The sequence below is a fragment of the Salipaludibacillus agaradhaerens genome (genome assembly GCF_002019735.1).
Classification (GTDB): domain Bacteria; phylum Bacillota; class Bacilli; order Bacillales; family Salisediminibacteriaceae; genus Salipaludibacillus; species Salipaludibacillus agaradhaerens.
Window position 1 is genome coordinate 3,550,276 of the sequence record NZ_KV917378.1, and the last position, 19,356, is coordinate 3,569,631.

Sequence of the window (19,356 nt, forward strand, 5' to 3'; positions counted from 1 at the left end):
GAACGCCTTAATAAAATCTTAACAGTTTAAAAGTAATGACTTATTTATTTTTAATACGAACGCGATCAGTTTCACCTGTCTTAGTTTGACCATCTTTTTCAATAACCACGGCTTGAGAATCACTTAAGTTAGTGAAAATGATTGGAGTCATAACAGATGGTGCTTTTTCTTTAATACTTTCAAGGTCGAATGTAAGTAGCTCTTGGCCAACAGTGACGTCATCACCTTGTTGAATATGAGCCTCAAATCCTTCGCCTTTTAATTTTACAGTATCAATACCAACGTGAATAAGGATTTCTGTTCCATCTTCAGCTTGGAGCCCGATTGCATGCTTCGTTGTAAATAAGTTAACGACTTTTCCATCTACAGGAGATACTACACGACCTACAGTCGGATCAATTGCGAAACCATCACCCATCATCTTTTCAGCAAACATTTTGTCTGGAACTTCTGACAATGGCTTAATGATACCTTCAATTGGCATTGCAACTGCGACTTCACTTGTTACTGGGCCTGTAGTTTCAGTTGCTTCCTCAGGGCTTTCAGGGACAGGTGTGTTACCTTGGATGATGTCTTCCATCTGCCCTTTAATCGTTTCAGAACGTGGTCCGAAAATAGCTTGAATGTTTTTATCAACCTGCATAACTCCTGATGCACCTAACTGTTTCAAGCGGTCTTTATCAACTTTTGAGACATCATCAACAGTAATGCGGAGACGAGTGATACAAGCGTCTAAATAAGTTAAGTTTTCTTTACCACCGAAAGCTTTTAGCACTTCGTAAGGTAATTCAGTATTTCCTGCTTTTTTAGAATCTCCAGCTACCTCATCGGCATTTTGCTCTTCACGACCAGGAGTCATGAGGTTGAACTTTAAGATCGCAAAGCGGAAACCGAAGTAGTAGATAACTGCAAAGACTAAACCTACAGGAATCACTAGCCACCAAGCAGTTCGGTTAGGCAAAATTCCATAGAGGAAGAAGTCAATAACCCCTCCGGAGAATGTCATCCCAATTTTAATGTCTAAAATATGCATCGTCATGAACGATAACCCTGCAAATAGCGTGTGAACAACAAACAATAGTGGTGCAACGAATAAGAAACTGAATTCAATTGGTTCTGTAATACCCGTTAAGAAAGATGTAAGTGCTGCAGATCCCATAATACCGGCAACCACTTTTTTCTGACTAGGCTTTGCACAGTGGTAGATGGCTAATGCAGCTGCTGGAAGTCCAAACATCATGAATGGGAACTTACCAGTCATAAAGGCACCAGCTGTTAGTTCAGCACCATCTCGAATTTGGTTAAAGAAGATCTGCTGATCACCACGGATAAGGTCTCCTGCAGCGTTCGTATAAGTACCGAACTCAAACCAGAAAGGAGAATAGAAAATGTGGTGGAGACCAAAAGGAATCAAAGCTCGTTCCACAACACCAAAAATAAATGTCGCTAACGTACGGTTAGATTCAGTCATGAAATATGAGAATGCGTTTAAACCGTCTTGAACGTATGGCCATAAAAAAGCTAAAAGTGTACCAACGATAATTGAAGAGGCGGCTGTAACGATTGGTACAAAACGTTTACCAGCAAAGAAACCAAGATATGAAGGTAGTTCTATATTGTAATATTTGTTATACATATAGGCACCGAGCAAACCAGCTATAATACCGCCAAAAACACCCGTTTGCAAAGTTGGAATCCCAAGAACACTTGCATATTCAGGGTGGTCTGCAAGCATACCTGCATCAACACCACGAATAACACTCATTGTTACATTGATAATTAAATAACCAATAAGGGCGGCAAGACCAGCAACACCGTCTCCTTTGGCTAAGCCAATTGCAACACCGACAGCAAACAATAATGCGAGGTTAGCAAATACGATATCACCAGCTGATTGCATCATTTCAGCAATAAGTGAAAAGATTGCACTATCTAAAAATGGCAATCGTGCTATCATATCAGGATTCTGCATCGCATCACCAAATGCAAGTAGAATCCCGGCAGCTGGTAGTAATGCTACAGGGAGCATAAGGGAACGACCAACTTTTTGTAACGTTCCAAAAGAATTCTTAAACACGTAAACTCCTCCTTTAATTTTGTTCTAACAATAGGATGTGTAGGAAACGATCGAATCATGACAACAAAAAAGACATGAGCTAAAAAGAATGTAGAAAACCAGTGTGAAGATAAAGAAACTTCACGCAAAAAATGGTTTTAAACTACAATTCTTTTTTCACTCATGCCTGCTTTACCAGTAACACGGAAAAAGAGTAGTTATCCAAAAATGGACGAATTATATAAGTCAAGTATTCGGTTGTGTTGAGTCCAAACGTTGTAAATGTAATGTTAGATAAACTGCTTCTGCATCAGGAATGGACACTTGTAAGCGCTGTTGCATAATTTTAATCAGTTTCCAAGATAGATTGTAGCATACGGGATATTCAACTTGCAACACCTTTTTTAAACTGTCTTGATTTTCTACGTATGTTTCTGTTTGAACCCGCTCAATCGCATGGTGTAAGTGCCTAACTAGACGTAAATAATTCATGTCTTTACGACTTATTTTAATTTTTAAATAATCTTCAATAATTAAAATGAGTTCACTTACCAGTTGAGTATGGTGATTAATTTCCGCTAAATTACGATTTGTTAAAGCACTGTGAATGTGTAATGTAATAAATCCTATTTCACCATCTGGAATTCGTATATCGAGTTTCTCATTCAGCCATTCTGTTAATTCCATGGCCGCTGCATATTCCATAGGATATGCTAGTTCAGTCTCATGCAAAAAAGGATTTTTAATTCCTTGACCTTGTCTAATTCGCTTGGCAGCAAAATAAAGATGGTCGGTTAATCCTACATGGATATGCTCATGGAGTTTCGTTTTAAATCGTGCTTCCAGTTTTTCAATAAATTCATTCATAACGCCAATGAATTCTTCGTCTACATATTCTAATAAATTCATGTATTGCTGCTGTTCATCTTCATTTTTTAACACAAAAAATTTTTCTGCTTTGTCTCCGGCGATCTCTTGCCCAGGTTCTTTACCAAATCCAAGTCCTTTTCCAATCAAGACGACCTCTTGATAGTCTGGGTGTTCAGCTATCACGACATTATTATTTAATATTTTTTTTACGGACAGCATAAATAATCAACTCCGAGATACATAATAGAAAAAAATACCAGTAGCAGAGAAATGTTTACAGCCAACAAATGAGTTAACACTCATATTTAAACCGAGCATGAAGGATGAAAAGCGCTTCCAGTACCTGTATTATAGAAAAATGTATGAAATAGATCAACTTCTTTATCAAAAAACAATGACAATTTTACTACATAAACTGATTAATTTGTCATATTATCACGATTTATATGGTAACAGATTTATCACAGTTCGCATATTAGTAAAAAATATGTCGATCGTGAAAACATAATTAAAAAGGCTACAGCTACACTGCTTGTATGGTGGAAGTCAACCTGTTAAAATGTAGGGTAGCGTATTAAAGGAGAAGGGAGTCTTGGCCTCTTTGATTAAAACACAAGATTAAGACGATATAAAGACGTCGTCACTATACTACTAATATAACGTGGTTATACATATTACAAATGAATCCCGGAAAAAAATAAATGAATTTGAACTAGTCTAGACTCTAGCTCTATATCGGGATAAAAAAGAAAGGGAGCAATGTCCAATGTTAGGTTTATTAAAAAAGGTCATTGGCGATACAGATAAAAAGCATTTGAAAAAGTTAGAAAAACTTCTTGATGAGATAGAAAGCTATAAGGACGATTTAAGCAAATTGAGTGATGAGGGTCTTCGTCAAAAAACTGAAGACTTTAAACAACGTTATCAAAATGGTGAAAAACTTGAAGAAATGTTAGCTGAAGCCTATGCTGTTGTTCGAGAAGGTTCTACAAGGGCTCTTGGAATGACTCATTTCCGCGTCCAGTTGCTTGGAGGAATTGTCCTTCACCGTGGGGACATCGCTGAAATGAAAACCGGTGAAGGTAAAACGTTAGTCGGTACTTTACCAGTTTATTTAAATGCTTTAACTGGTAAAGGTGTACATGTGGTGACAGTTAATGAATACCTTGCTCGTCGTGATGCAGAAGAAATGGGAAAGCTGTTTAATTTCCTCGGTTTAACTGTTGGATTAAACGTGAGTGGTATGTCGAAAGAAGAAAAAAGAGAAGCCTATGCAGCAGATGTTACATATGGGACAAATAATGAATATGGCTTTGATTACTTACGAGATAACATGGTTACCTATAAAGAGCAAATGGTGCAACGTCCTCTTCATTTTGCTATTGTCGATGAAGTTGACTCTATTTTAATTGATGAGGCCAGAACCCCTTTAATTATTTCGGGTTCTGCTAACCGAACAACTGAACTGTATACAGCTGCGAACTCTTTCATTCGCATGTTGAAAGACGAAGAGGATTATACGTATGATGAAAAAACAAAGAATGTCCAGTTAACGGATGAGGGTGTCAGTAAAGCAGAACGTGTGTTTAATATAGACAATCTATTTGATTCAGAGCACGTCCAGCTAAATCATCATATTAACCAAGCTTTAAAAGCTCATAAAGTCATGGTGAAAGATGAAGATTACGTTGTGGATGATGGAGAAGTGGCAATCGTTGACCAATTTACTGGACGGTTAATGAAAGGACGCCGATATAGTGATGGTCTCCATCAAGCTATAGAAGCAAAAGAGGCGTTGGAAATTAAACGAGAAAGTATGACACTTGCTTCAATTACCTTCCAAAACTACTTCCGAATGTATCAAAAGTTAGCAGGTATGACAGGGACTGCGAAAACAGAGGAAGAAGAATTTCGAAATATTTATGGAATGAACGTCTATTCGGTACCGACGAACGAACCGGTCATTAGAGAAGATCGTCCTGACTTAATTTATAAAACGATGGACGGGAAATTTAAAGCTATTATTGAAAAAATCCATGAATTATATGAAAAGGGCCAGCCTGTTCTTGTAGGGACTGTTAATGTGGATACATCCGAATTGATTTCCAACATGTTAAAAAAGAAAAGGGTCCCTCATAACGTTCTCAATGCTAAAAATCATGAACGAGAAGCTGAAATCATAGAAAATGCTGGGCAACCAAAAGCTGTCACAATTGCAACTAATATGGCTGGACGTGGAACAGATATAAAATTAGGCGAAGGTGTTAAAGAATTAGGAGGTCTATTTGTTCTTGGAACAGAACGTCATGAAAGTAGACGTATTGATAACCAGCTGCGTGGTCGTTCTGGCCGACAAGGGGACCCGGGACGCTCCCAATTTTATCTGTCATTAGAAGATACTCTTATGAGACGATTTGGTTCGGATAACATGAGTAAAATGATGGGAAGAATGGGGATGGATGAAGACCAGCCTCTTGAAAGTAAGCTTATTACACGAGCTGTTGAACAAGCGCAAAAACGAGTAGAAGGAAATAACTTTGATGCACGAAAACAACTCCTCCAATATGATGATGTTATGCGTGAACAACGAGATATTATTTATGAGCAACGTATGGAGGTTCTCGAGGCTGAAAACTTACGTCCAGTTGTAGAAAAAATGCTTGAATCAACTGTTGAACGACAAGTTAGTCTATATACACCAGAAACTGAAGTACCTGAAGATTGGAATTTACAAGGAATTGTGGATTATATTAATGCCACTGTCTTAAGCGAAAATGAAATAACGCTGCGCGAGTTAGATGGTCTGGAACCTGAAGAAATGGTTGAAGAAATTATGGAGAAGGTGACAGAGGACTACAATCGACGTGAAGAAGAGTTTACGGCTGAAACGATGAGAGAATTTGAACGAGTTATTCTTCTGCGGACAGTAGATTCAAAGTGGACGAGTCACATCGATCAAATGGATCAACTACGCCAAGGGATTCATCTGCGAGCCTATGGCCAAAATGACCCATTAAGAGAATATAAATTTGAAGGATTTGAAATGTTTGAGCAGATGATAGCCACGATTGAAGAAGAAGTTTCACGATATGTTATGAAAGCGCAAATTCAGTCTAACCTTGAGCGGAAACAAGTAGCTGAAGGAAAAGCTGTTCATCAAAGCTCAAATGAAACAAGCAAAGAGAGCAAACGAAAAACCCCATTTACAAAAGGACAGACCATCGGACGGAATGACCCTTGTCCGTGTGGTTCAGGGAAAAAATACAAACAGTGTCATGGAAGATAAGAAGCGATAGAAACGTTAAAAGGTGCTTTTAATAAAAGCACCTTTTACTTCCAAACTGAAAAAAAGATAGAAATAATTTTAGAGGTGATCTTACATGGAAATGTCAGAAATAACACAAGAACTATCAATGATGGCTAAACGATTAGCGGACTTTAGGGGGTCTCTTTGACTTAGAAGAAAAAGAAACCCGAATTGCTGAACTAGAAGAGAAAATGTCCGATCCTATGTTTTGGGAGGATCAAAATGCAGCTCAAAAAGTGATAAATGAAAATAACGCTCTGAAAAATATCGTGAATACGTATAGAAAATTAGAAAGTGATCATGAAGAGCTCGATGTTTCCTTGGAATTATTGAAAGAGGAAAATGACAGTGATCTAGCTGATGATTTAGAACAAGGTGTTAAGGATATTGGCAAGCGGTTAAACGAGTTTGAACTGGAGCTGTTGTTAAGTGAACCACATGACAAAAATAATGCCATTTTAGAGCTGCATCCAGGAGCGGGTGGAACAGAATCACAAGACTGGGCCTCTATGCTGCTTAGAATGTATACAAGATGGGCAGAAGCTAAAGGCTTTAAAGTGGAAACGACAGATTATCTCCCTGGAGATGAAGCAGGGGTGAAAAGTGTAACCTTATTAATTCAAGGTCATAATGCCTACGGTTATTTGAAAGCTGAAAAAGGCGTTCATCGCCTCGTTAGAATTTCACCTTTCGACTCCTCAGGCCGTCGACACACATCATTCGCTTCCTGTGATGTCATGCCTGAATTGGATGATAATGTGGAAATTACGGTATCACCAGATGACCTAAGAATTGATACGTTTAGGTCGAGTGGGGCAGGGGGACAACACGTGAATACGACAGATTCTGCTGTTCGTATGACACACTTGCCAACAAACACTGTGGTCAGTTGTCAGTCAGAACGTTCCCAAATAAAAAATAGAGAAAAAGCAATGAAAATGTTAAAAGCTAAATTATTTCAACAGGAAATGGATAAACAGCGTCAAGAAGCTGAAGAGCTTCGAGGTGAGCAATCAGATATTGGTTGGGGCAGTCAAATTCGCTCTTACGTCTTCCATCCATACAATATGGTAAAAGATCACCGGACAAATGTTGAAACAGGGAATACACAAGCTGTTATGGATGGTGAGCTGGCACCATTTATTGATGCGTATTTAAGGTCTCAAATAGACTGATCTGTTACTGCTTACTATTGTGGAGTATTCTAAACTAAAACGTTACTAACTGATATATATATGAGCGAGATCCTTAGGGGAACAGAGGGAAATTGACAATCTGTTTCTCTAAGGTTTTTCATTTTTATCAAAGATAACTGTCAGTAAAACTCTGGTTCAAAATAGAAAGGAAAGGTAATAATCTATTTAGGTGGGAGGTAACGGCCGGTAATGTCCTGGGTGAGATGCATTTTATAGGGGGATTTTAATAATAGAGTTTCTCTCATCATCTCAACAATGCTGAAAATGAGGGTTAATCTTAATTCAATCAGTTAAAGCGTTAACTGAGTCGTGTTTACAGCAATTTTGCAGGGTGCTATACTACGAAAAGTGCTTGTAAATAAATGTTACATAATTCTTTCATTTTAAAATAACAAGGTGATAGCAGATGATGAAAAAGCTTCAACGTAGAAAAGAAACCAACCCTCTTAATACGGCGCAAAGAACGATTATTGAATTTTTATATGTCCTTACGGGGTCGGCAATTGTAGCTGTGACATTTAACCTCTTTCTCTTACCTAACCAAATCGCCTCTGGTGGTGTCTCTGGGATATCAACTATTGTCTTTAATATAACGGCTTGGGAGCCTGCTTATACACAATGGGCGTTGAATATTCCTTTATTTATAGCTGGGATTCTTTTACTTGGGGGTAGTATAAGAGGCAGTATATTATATGGAACAAAGACGTTAACGGGAACACTATTTTTACCTTTCATCGTGTTTTTAACAAGAGATTTGCAGCCCGCAACTCTCGACCCTTTATTAGCATCTATTTTTGGTGGGGTAGGAGTTGGTGTAGGTCTTGGTATTGTTTTTAGATCTAATTCTTCTACAGGGGGGACAGATCTAGCTGCTCAAATTATTAACAAATATACAGGACTGTCTCTTGGAGTGTGTGTATTTATAATGGATGGTCTTGTAGTGAGCGCTTCGGCTGTTGTATTTGGCTTTGAATTTGCTTTGTATGCTTTAATTAGTCTCTTTACAACGAGTAAAACGATTGATTTTGTTCAAATTGGTATAGGTTACTCCAAAATGGTCATAATAATTTCAGAATTTGAAGAAGAAGTAAAGCAAGGCTTGTTAACAAAAGTTGATCGTGGTGTCACGAAAATTGCGGGGTATGGAGGCTATACTAACCATGAAAGACCCATGTTAATGTGTGTTGTTAGCCGAAATGAAGTGACCAAACTAAAAAGATTAGTTCAAACAATAGATCCAGATGCTTTTGTTATTGTCAGTAACGCCTCAGAAGTACTAGGTAAGGGTTTCAAAAAGTAGTAAATCAGTTATAATAAAGTTAGGTTTCAAAACCCAATCACACTATAAATTTCTAGGAGGGGAAACGAATGAAGAAATGGATGTTTGCTATATTTGGGACAGTACTTGTTTTAAGTGCCTGTGGGGGCAATGATACGAACATGAATGAACCAGCGCCCGAAAATAATGGTAATAATGCAGAAAACACAGAAAATACTGCTGACAATGGTGAGTACGATTTAGCAAATGGTGAGCAAGTTTACGTTCAAAATTGCGCGGCCTGTCACGGTGGGGATTTAACAGGTGCTTCAGGACCTGGTCTAGAAACGCATACAGCTGAAGAGGTGGAAGCGGCGATTCAAGAAGGCCCTGGTAGTATGCCGGCAGACCTTGTTACAGGTGAGGATGCAGCCGATGTAGCGGCATGGATAGAATCTCAATAGTAAAATATGTAACAAAACCTGGGATTGTATTTCCAGGTTTTGTTTTTTTACGACATATCACTTATACGCGATTTATTCATTACTTAATTGTTACATAACCTCATTATAAACAGATAATCGTCCGTAAAACACCCGCCACAAAATAGAAAGGAGAGCTAACGGACGCTAATGTCCTAATTCACTCCCCCACTCGTAGACAGGCAGTCTACCTAACTTAGCATTTATCCCACAATGAAGTTTGTTCAACAATATGTTTTAAATAATAGTGGAAAAATCTGATCATATAAGCTTTATTGAAAGTGTGAATTGGAGTTTGTCTAATTCATAAAGGCAAAAGAAATATAAAAGAACTATAAATAAATCAATGATTTAATCCGAACTATGTATAAGAGGTATTTAACTGGTAATTTAATGGCTGTTGTACCAATCTATGACTATCAATAATAGCTAAAATACTTGCTGTGAAAAGGTTTAGAAAATAGTTGTGTATTAGATTTACCTAAAATAACCAGTTGTTGCTATTTGAAATGAAATTGTAAAGAAGTTTAACTTCCACCGACAAATTTTGATGCTATAATGTATAGGAGTAAAAAGATTGTCGTTATTAAACTGTTGAACTTTCAATTAGTACTCTTTTTAAATATAAAGCTGTTTCAATATAGTAACAATTTCAGTCCACAACAAGAGCATCAATGACAACAAAAGAAGAAGGACAAAATGATTGGGATGTGAAAATATGATTCAAATGCAGGATGTATGGAAAACGTACCCTAATGGCGTTATGGCTGTTAACGGGATTTCTATCTATATAAAGAAAGGTGAATTCGTCTATGTAGTTGGGCCAAGTGGTGCTGGTAAATCCACGTTTATCAAAATGATCTACCGTGAAGAAAAACCGACTCGAGGCGAAATTACAATTGATAACCAAGAATTATCAAAAATGAAGGAACGCCATATTCCATATTTAAGAAGAAATATTGGCGTTGTTTTTCAAGACTTTAAACTGCTTCAAAGTCTTACAGTCTATGAAAACGTAGCTTTTGCTATGGAGGTCATCGAAGAAGATAAAGAAACGATTAGACAACGTGTTATGAATGTCTTAGATATTGTTCGCTTGAAGAACAAAGCACGTTTCATGCCGGACGAGCTTTCTGGAGGAGAACAGCAGAGGGTGTCGATTGCAAGAGCAATTGTTAATAATCCGGCAGTATTAATTGCAGATGAACCGACAGGGAATTTAGATCCTGAAACGTCATGGGAAATTATGCACATTTTAGAAGAGATTAATGAGCGAGGGACAACCATTGTGATGGCTACGCACAATCGGGACATCGTAGATAATATGCGAAAACGCCTGATTGCGATTGAAGGCGGACGCATTGCTCGTGATGAGCTGAGGGGGACGTACCGCTATGAAGGTTAGAACATTAGGCCGCCATATGAAAGAAGGCAGCAAAAATATAATAAGAAATGGCTGGATGACATTTGCTTCTGTTAGTGCAGTGACTGTCATGCTATTGGTTGTGGGTGCATTCTTACTACTTATTATGAACGTTAATCATTTTGCTGACTCGCTAGAAGATGATGTAGAGGTAAGGGTCTTTATTGAACGGACAGCTGCCGAAGAAGAAAAGGAAGTACTCTTAGACAATATTGAGGATATGACGAATATTGCTTCTGTCACCTTTATTCCGAAAGAAGAAGGGTTGGAACAATTTATTGATAGTCTCGGTGAGCAAGGGGATTATTTCGAAGGTCTAAGAGACGAAAACCCTTTAAATGATGTTTACGTTGTTCGTGCTCAGCAACCGCATGAAACTGAAATGATCGCAGAAGAAATCGAGCAATTTGACTATGTAGAAGGTGTAGAATACGGGCGAGATATTTTCGACCAGTTATTTACGGCTACTGACTTTATTCGAATAGCGGGAACGGTGCTTATTGTTGGGTTGCTCTTTACAGCTATATTCCTGATCGCTAACACAATTAAACTAACTATTATTGCCAGAAAGCGCGAAATTCAGATAATGAAACTCGTAGGTGCTACTAACGGCTTTATCCGCTGGCCTTTCTTTGTTGAAGGATTGTTATTAGGGACCGTAGGGGCAATTATTCCAATAAGTGCTTTAGGTTACGGCTATCACTATTTCTACAATACGATAGGTGAGCAGACTGGGATTGATTTCTTCCAATTCCTATCTCCTAATCCTCTGGTCGTTCAAATGGGGATTTTGTTATTAGTTATCGGTGCCGTTGTCGGAGTTTGGGGAAGCTTGATGAGTGTCCGGAAATTCTTGAGAGTTTAGAATTTCCGGGACTAACTCCCTTCCATATAGATTTCCAAGGAAATAATTTGTGATTTAATAAGGAGGTTTATGCGTGATAAGAAAATTTTCGTTCACTATAGTGATTGCTGTATTGGTTTTTACAGCGCTTTCTGGCTCTTTGAATCTACATAATGAGACAGCATATGCGAATACAGGTGAAGACCTTGAAAGAGACATAGATTCATATAAACAGGAACAAACTGAAAAAGAACGTGAAGCTGCTGAAAAAGAAGAGGAATTAGAAAGTATTGAAGAAGAGATAGATGATGTTAAAGAAGAGATAAAACAATTAGATGATGAAGTAATAGAAACTAATGAACACATTAGTACGAAAGAAGCGGAAGTAGAGGAAACAACAGCGAGAGTCGAACAATTACATGAAGATATAGAAGAGTTAGAGGAACGCATTGCTGCTCGTGATGAGCTATTAAAAGAACGAGTGAAGTCCATGTATCAAAATGGCGGTAACGTCAACTACCTTGAAGTTGTGCTTGGCGCGCAAAGCTTCGGGGATTTAGTAGAGCGTGTTTCTGCCCTAAATTCAATTGCTCAACAAGATCGTGCTATTCTAGAGGAGCATATTGAAGACATGGAAGCTCTTGAAATAGCTACAGAAGAACTAGAAAATGAATTAGCCAGCCTTGAAAACCAAATGGCTGAATTGGAAGTATTAAAAGATCAATTAGAGCAACAACTTGATGCTAAAGGTGTTTTAATAGCTGATTTAGAAGCACAAGGATATGAAATTGAAGATAACCTCTTATCTATTGAAGAAGAAAGAGAGCTTCTGAAAGCGCAAGAAGAGGCAGCGAAACAAGAACTGGCTGCTTGGGAAGAAGAACAAAAAAGATTAGAAGAAGAACGACGAAAGAAGGAAGAGGAAGAGCGACGTCAGCGTGAAGAGGCTGAACGGCAAGAAGCTGAACGAAAAGAAGCGGAAAAAGCGAGTCAATCAAGCGGCTCCTCATCTTCCAATAGTACAAGCTCATCGTCAAATAATAGTTCCAACGAAACAGCTTCATCGTCAAATGGAGGGTCTGCTACATTCCATAGACCAGCTAATGGGCGTGTGACGTCGGGATTTGGAAGTAGGACACATCCTGTTTATGGGACAACACGCCAACATAATGGGATTGATTACGGACGAGATGGTGGAACAGGTATATTTGCTGCTGAAGCAGGGACAGTTGTTTCAGCGAGAAGTATGGGAGGATATGGGAATACGATTATCATTACACATGTTATCGATGGTAAAACGTATGCCACGTTATATGCCCATCTAGCTTCTTTCAATGTGTCTGTTGGTGATCGCGTAAGTAGAGGTCAAAACATTGCGACAATGGGGACAACTGGAACTTCCACTGGGGTCCATCTTCATTTCGAAGTTCATCCTGGAGGCTATTCTGGAGGCTCATCAGCAGTTAACCCTGCCCCTTATTTACCATAATAACAAGTGAAACTATGAATAAAAAAGAAGGTCCAATAGTATATTATACTGGACTCTTCTTTTTTTGATGATTAAATAGTTTGCTCCGATATAATGGAAAGTAATAACGGATGATCGTATGTATAGAAAAAGTTCACCCTTACTTTTTGCATAAAACATCGTCAAAGGCCTTTAATATGACCAGAGACAAAACATAAACTTCTAACATCGTATATTTTACGGGAGATGACTTAATAAAGATCTACATGTTAAAACATTCTTCAATTACTTAAATGAAGTATTTCATAATTTAGGCTAACTTTGATATGATAAAGATAGCTTAGAGGGGGATTTCGACATCTTCCAAAGTTTAATTAGGGAAAAAGAGGTGGGAAAGTGAATAAGAATAAAATACTCCTCCCGGTTGCGGTGGCGATCTCCCTCCTATTAGGAGCCGGTGGAATGTATACTGCTTTAGCAGCGATAGATAATGATGAAGCAGCAATGGTAATGGAGTCAGGAAATAATGACAATTCTGAAGGTAATGAAGGACATGACCCAGAAATAACAGAAGATCAGTTAAAAAAACTTGAGCGAGCTTTTGACATTATTTCTGAACAGTATGTGAATGAAGTTGATGAATCTGAGCTCCTTGATGGTGCAATCCATGGTATGTTAGAAGTATTAGATGATCCTTACTCAGTATATATGGATGAAACAACTGCAAAAGAATTTATGGAGTCGTTAGACTCTTCTTTTGAAGGTATCGGGGCAGAAGTGAGTATGACAAATGGAAAGGTGACAATTGTAGCACCATTCCGCGACTCTCCTGCCGAAGAGGCTGGGCTAAGACCAAATGATCAAATTATTGAAATTGATGAGGAGAATATTGAAGGGCTTTCTCTTTATGAGGCAGTGTCTAAAATTCGTGGGGAGAAAGGGACAACTGTCACATTAACTATAGAACGCCCAGGAGTAACAGATCCTATATCAATTGATGTTGTACGTGATGAAATTCCAATTGAAACAGTATACGGAGAGATTATTGAAGAAGAAGATCAATCAATTGGTTTAATAGAATTACGGTCTTTCTCGGAAAATACAGCAGAACGTTTTGAAGAGGAATTGATTAAACTAGAAGATGAAGGAATTGATGGTTTAATCATTGATGTGCGTGGTAATCCTGGAGGCTTTTTGCAAAGTGTTGAAGACATTGGCAGCCTGTTAATACCCGAGGGGGAAGCTATTGTACAAATAGAAGACCGAGAAGGTGAACGGATGCGTCATCTTTCAAATCTGGAAGAAGAAAAAGAATATCCAGTTGTCACTTTAGTTGATGAAGGAAGTGCTTCAGCTTCGGAAATTCTTGCAGCGGCATTGAAAGAGGCTGGTGGCTATGATGTTGTTGGAAAAAGTACATTTGGAAAAGGGACCGTTCAACAAACTCTGCCAATGGGTGATGGAAGTGAGATGAAATTAACGTTATTCAGATGGCTAACGTCGGACGGTAATGACATTAACGAGGAAGGTGTCGAGCCAACTGTTGAGGTAGAACAACCTGAGTTTTTCTACGTTTCCCCAATTGATGCTGAAGAGACACTAGTGATTGATATGACGAACGATCATATTGCAAGTGCTCAAATTATGCTTAAAGGGCTAGGGTATAAACCTGGAAGAACTGATGGCTATTTTGATGAAACGACTGAAGACACCGTCTCCGACTTCCAAGATGATGAGGGACTTGACGTCACTGGTGAAATTAATGAGGAAACAGCTGACCGTTTGCAAGAGTTAATCATTGAAGCAGTTCAGAACAAGAAAAATGATAGACAACTCAAGAAAGCTTTAGAGCTTTTGACGAAAGAATAACTTGTTATTAACCGGTCATCTCCTAAGATAGCCGGTTAATTTTTTATTTTGACAGTAAAGTGAAACTATTTTCCTCTATATAAGAACGGATTCAAATAATGATTTTTCTTTTTTAGTAAGAGGGATCAACTATGCTATCACAAATACAGGTTGACAAGGGTTCATACCCTTTTTTAACAGGGTGGAGAGAAAGAAGCACTTTCTTCTGAAGGAAATCAATAATTTTATTAAAAAACAGCTTTTTTTTTCTGAAAATTCATTTACAATGAAAGGAAGGGACAGTTAGAATCAGTATGGGAGTTTATGTCACAACATGGCTATTTTGTACGTAAGGTTCCTGTATGTTCGAGGAGGCAGTTATTATGGATGTAATAGGATTTGAAATACTTCAAGCAGTAGGTAGATTCTTTTTACACCCGCTTACATATGTGATCATACTCGTCATCTTTTTGTATAATTTACGGCGAGTGAAACGGGAGCGAAAGGATTTTCATACCCGTGTATATGATGTAGTTTCATGTGTGGTATCACCCTTAGGCATTTCCTTAATATTTACTATTCTAGTGTCGGCAGTGACACTATTACTAGGCATTTATTTACAACCCGGCTTTTTAATTTTAATGTCATTGTTGTGGATAGTATTGATACCTTTTCGCAATGCTAGGTGGTTAAGTATGACGACCATCGTCTCACTAGGGATGCTTATCGTCTTCTTTCTACCAGAACTCACATTCCAACATCCGTTAGTGAATAGCTGGTTAAATGATTTAGAGACAACCTCATTGTTAAATGTTGCGTTACTTATTACAGTGCTGCTTATCGCTGAAGCGATCCTTGTATTAATAGACGGCTGGAAACAGACGTCACCAGCTATTATCAAAAGTAAGCGGGGAAAACTAGTTGGTGAACATCGAGCTTCGCGCTTTTGGTTTATCCCTGTTTTTTTAATTATTCCTGTTGGAGAATTAACTAGTGCAGGCTGGTGGCCAGTACTAGATATACCAGGGACATTTTTTGGGATTGCCCTTCTCCCATTTGTGCTAGGATTCCGTTTAAACATACATGCCGAGTTACCAGTTCTAGGAGTGAAACGGGTTGGGAAACAGTTGTTGCTCTTGGCTCTAGGTGTCACCCCTTTGGCGATTATGTCCTATTTTTACCCATTAGTAGCAGTGCTAATTCCAGCTGTTGTTTTAATAGCGAGAGAATTAATTTTTGTATTATATCATCGAAAAGATAAAGGTCAAACAAGTTTTTTTGCTCGCCGAGAGAGCGGCTTACGGATTGTAGGAGTATTACCTGGCTCTACAGCTGCAAAGATGGGGTTGGAGATAGGTGAAATAATCGTTAAAACGAATGGACGTGAGGTCTATTCCCAGCGGAATTTCTATGATGCGCTACAGCAAAATTCTGCTTATTGTAAATTAGAGGTACTAGATACTAATGACGAATTACGCTTTGCCCAATCATCTATCTTTCAAGGCGATCATTTTCAAATAGGCTGTTTGTTTGTTCCAGATGATGAGTTCGGAAATCTGTCGTACCGAGGTCTTCGCTCTTCTGTTGTCATTAACCAAGATAGATCAGAATTGACTGAGCACGAAAAGGAAAATGAGGGTGAGGAACACAGAGAAGATGAGGTAGTGGCTAGTGATCATGAAAAATCGAAGGAAAACGTTAGTTCTGAAAATGACGATACTTCTCATGAAGATGATGATCATACTAGTGAGGATCAATCGGATCAACCCCATGTTTCTCAGGAAGAAGTTGTTGATAAAGAAGCTTTCTTTAAGTCAGCTAAAGATGCTTATGAAACAGGCAAACCTTACGGACAAGCTGAAGGATTAACCTCTTTTTATGACGAATTTCGAAAAATGAAGTCTGAAAGAAATAAATGGCGTCCTAAAATGGAAGACGAAATAGAAGAAGAACAAGAGAAGAAGAAAGAATATAATGACTAAAAGTGTGGTTGGAAAACTGTCGAATGGCGGTTTATCAACCATTTTTTTTATCACAGATAACCGTCCGTGAGGAGAGCGGCATTATTAGGAGAGAGATAACGTACGCTCATGTTATGATTCACGCAACTAACAATCAGTGGGAGAGGAACGAAAGCGCCCACTGATTGAAGGGTTTTATTGAGAGGCTTAAGACATTTAAAAAATGAGTGTTTTAAAAGAGAATGAGAGGTGTATTGTAAGAAATATAAGACCATGCTGTTAGTAATAAATAAACCACTGTTATACGTTATATTTTTGATTAGATAGATTACGTTTACGACGGGCTGTTCGGTTTTTTGATATTGAAGGGAATATTTGTTCGTGTTTTGTGTAAAATATGCTATAATGAAAAATGTCATTGTAAGCAGAAAGTGAAGAAGCTACCTTATCAAGCGAAGTAATTGATTTTAATATATTAAAGAGATAACCTCGTTAAAAGATATAGAAGTTTATCTTAATTAGTGAAAAGTTGTTGAGCAACCTTAAAGTACTTAACTCAGATGTAAATGGTGTTATACCGCTGTTTTGTTAATTCATATACATAACCTGGTTTTATAGAGATGAAAAGGAGGAAGTGCTGTGTCTGGGAAATCTTTAACGCCTTTTGAGCTCGTTTCTGCATACGACCCTCAAGGAGATCAGCCGCAAGCGATAAAAAAACTCGTTGAAGGGATTAAGAGCGGAGAAAAATATCAAACCCTACTTGGGGCCACTGGAACTGGTAAAACATTCACAATATCAAATGTGGTGAAGGAAGTAAATAAGCCTACATTAGTCATTGCTCACAATAAAACGTTAGCTGGCCAATTATATAGTGAGTTTAAAGAATTCTTCCCTAACAATCGGGTAGAGTATTTTGTGAGTTATTATGATTATTATCAACCAGAAGCTTATATTCCTCAATCAGATACATTCATTGAAAAAGATGCCAGTATAAACGATGAAATAGACAAGCTTAGGCACTCAGCAACAAGTTCATTGTTTGAAAGAAAAGATGTGATTATAGTAGCGAGTGTTTCGTGTATTTACGGTCTCGGTTCACCAGAGGAATATGGTGACCTAGTCGTATCGTTAAGAACTGGCATGGAACGTGAGCGCAATGACATTCTTAGACAGCTTGTTGATGTGCAATATGAACGAAACGACATCAATTTTACCCGGGGAACATTTCGTGTGCGGGGAGATGTGGTCGAAATTTTTCCAGCTTCAAGAGATGAACATTGTTTGCGAGTCGAATTTTTTGGGGATGAAATAGACCGTATTACTGAAGTGGATGCGCTAACTGGCGAAATTCTCGGAGAACGGGAACACGTCGCGATTTTTCCAGCTTCCCACTTCGTCACTCGAGAAGAAAAACTAAAGCGAGCAATTGTTAATATTGAAAAGGAATTAGAAGAAACGCTTAAAACACTTCATGAACAAGGAAAGCTGTTAGAAGCACAACGCCTTGAACAGCGGACTAGATATGATATTGAAATGATGCACGAGATGGGTTACTGTTCTGGCATTGAGAATTATTCCAGACACTTGACCTTCCGAGAAGCCGGTGCAACACCGTATACGTTACTCGATTATTTTCCAGAGGATTTTCTTATTGTAGTGGACGAATCTCACGTGACACTTCCACAGGTACGGGGGATGTATAATGGGGACCAGGCACGTAAAAGTGTCCTTGTAGACCACGGTTTTCGTTTACCTTCTGCTAAAGACAACCGTCCTTTAAAATTTGAAGAATTCGAGAAACATATACATCAAACTATATTCGTCTCTGCCACACCTGGACCATATGAAATTGACCATTGTCCTGAAATGGTGGAGCAAATCATTCGACCTACCGGTTTGTTAGATCCATTGGTCGACATTCGCCCGATTGAAGGGCAAATTGATGATTTAATAGAAGAGATCCGATTGCGAAAGGAAAGGGAAGAACGAGTCCTTGTCACAACGTTAACGAAAAAGATGTCTGAAGATTTAACAGACTACTTTAAAGAAGTAGGTATTCGTGTTAAGTATTTACATTCGGATATTAAAACCCTAGAGCGCATTCAAATTATTCGTGAATTAAGAAAAGGAGAATTTGATGTCCTTGTCGGTATTAATCTATTGAGGGAAGGACTTGATATTCCTGAAGTGTCACTCGTTGCCATATTGGATGCTGATAAAGAAGGCTTTTTAAGATCAGAGCGTTCCTTAATTCAAACGATGGGTAGGGCAGCAAGAAATGCGAATGGATACGTCATTATGTATGCTAATAAAATAACGAATTCTATGCAGATAGCACTAGAAGAAACAAAACGTCGCCGCAACATTCAAAAAGCACATAATGAAAAGCACGGTATTGTGCCTCAAACGATACAGAAAGCCATTCCTGAACTCATTCAAGCTACTTATGCTGCTGAAGAAGAAGAAGCGTACGAGGCTTTCACGAAAGCACCGAAACAAAAATTAAGCAAGAAAGATCGCGAACAAGTCATCGAGCGAATGGAAAAAGAAATGAAAGAAGCGGCTAAAAACCTGGACTTCGAACGGGCAGCAGAGCTTCGCGATGTCATTATAGAATTGAAAGCGGAAGGGTGAATGAAC

Annotated in this window: 12 protein-coding genes; 10 read left to right on the forward strand and 2 right to left on the reverse strand. The window is 38.4% G+C overall.

All coding sequences use genetic code 11. The features are described from left to right. Positions 1-40: 40 nt before the first annotated feature. Positions 41-2,077, reverse strand: coding sequence for a glucose-specific PTS transporter subunit IIBC (gene ptsG / locus BK581_RS16285; protein ID WP_078579159.1), 2,037 nt, complete (start codon positions 2,075-2,077; stop codon positions 41-43). A 225-nt stretch (positions 2,078-2,302) separates the two neighbouring features. Then, positions 2,303-3,145 carry a glucose PTS transporter transcription antiterminator GlcT gene (gene glcT / locus BK581_RS16290; RefSeq protein WP_078579160.1) on the reverse strand — a complete coding sequence of 281 codons (843 nt, stop codon included), beginning with the start codon at positions 3,143-3,145 and terminating at the stop codon, positions 2,303-2,305. A gap of 547 nt (positions 3,146-3,692) precedes the next feature. Here glcT and secA point away from each other — a divergent pair. The 10 genes from secA (at position 3,693) to uvrB (ending at position 19,350) form a co-directional block, all read left to right on the forward strand. Continuing rightward, a complete protein-coding gene (secA, locus tag BK581_RS16295; protein WP_078579161.1) occupies positions 3,693-6,212 on the forward strand; it encodes a preprotein translocase subunit SecA in 2,520 nt (839 codons plus the stop codon). A gap of 94 nt (positions 6,213-6,306) precedes the next feature. After that, a protein-coding gene (prfB, locus tag BK581_RS16300) for a peptide chain release factor 2 (protein ID WP_143709701.1) occupies positions 6,307-7,408 on the forward strand; the annotation gives its coding sequence in 2 pieces (ribosomal slippage) (positions 6,307-6,378 and positions 6,380-7,408; 1,101 coding nt in all). Between the two features lie 430 nt (positions 7,409-7,838). Then, a complete protein-coding gene (locus BK581_RS16305; RefSeq protein WP_078579162.1) occupies positions 7,839-8,729 on the forward strand; it encodes a YitT family protein in 891 nt (296 codons plus the stop codon). A gap of 68 nt (positions 8,730-8,797) precedes the next feature. Continuing rightward, positions 8,798-9,151 carry a c-type cytochrome gene (locus BK581_RS16310; protein ID WP_078579163.1) on the forward strand — a complete coding sequence of 118 codons (354 nt, stop codon included), beginning with the start codon at positions 8,798-8,800 and terminating at the stop codon, positions 9,149-9,151. 736 nt (positions 9,152-9,887) lie between these two features. Beyond that, a complete protein-coding gene (ftsE, locus tag BK581_RS16315) occupies positions 9,888-10,574 on the forward strand; it encodes a cell division ATP-binding protein FtsE (RefSeq protein WP_078579987.1) in 687 nt (228 codons plus the stop codon). Beyond that, a complete protein-coding gene (gene ftsX / locus BK581_RS16320; protein ID WP_078579164.1) occupies positions 10,564-11,457 on the forward strand; it encodes a permease-like cell division protein FtsX in 894 nt (297 codons plus the stop codon). The genes ftsE and ftsX overlap by 11 nt, the downstream gene beginning before the upstream one ends. Positions 11,458-11,530: 73 nt before the next feature. Then, entirely contained in the window at positions 11,531-12,925 is a 1,395-nt protein-coding gene (locus BK581_RS16325) for a murein hydrolase activator EnvC family protein (RefSeq protein WP_078579165.1), read from the forward strand. Positions 12,926-13,300: 375 nt separating this feature from the next. Next, complete coding sequence (locus BK581_RS16330; RefSeq protein ID WP_245829110.1) at positions 13,301-14,773, forward strand: S41 family peptidase; 1,473 nt, start codon at positions 13,301-13,303, stop codon at positions 14,771-14,773. A 362-nt stretch (positions 14,774-15,135) separates the two neighbouring features. Continuing rightward, positions 15,136-16,734: a PDZ domain-containing protein gene (locus BK581_RS16335; protein ID WP_078579166.1), complete on the forward strand. Its 1,599-nt coding sequence runs from the start codon at positions 15,136-15,138 to the stop codon at positions 16,732-16,734. Between the two features lie 618 nt (positions 16,735-17,352). Beyond that, positions 17,353-19,350 (forward strand): excinuclease ABC subunit UvrB, encoded by a 1,998-nt coding sequence (gene uvrB, locus BK581_RS16340; RefSeq protein WP_078579167.1) that lies wholly within the window; start codon positions 17,353-17,355, stop codon positions 19,348-19,350. Positions 19,351-19,356 lie beyond the last annotated feature (6 nt).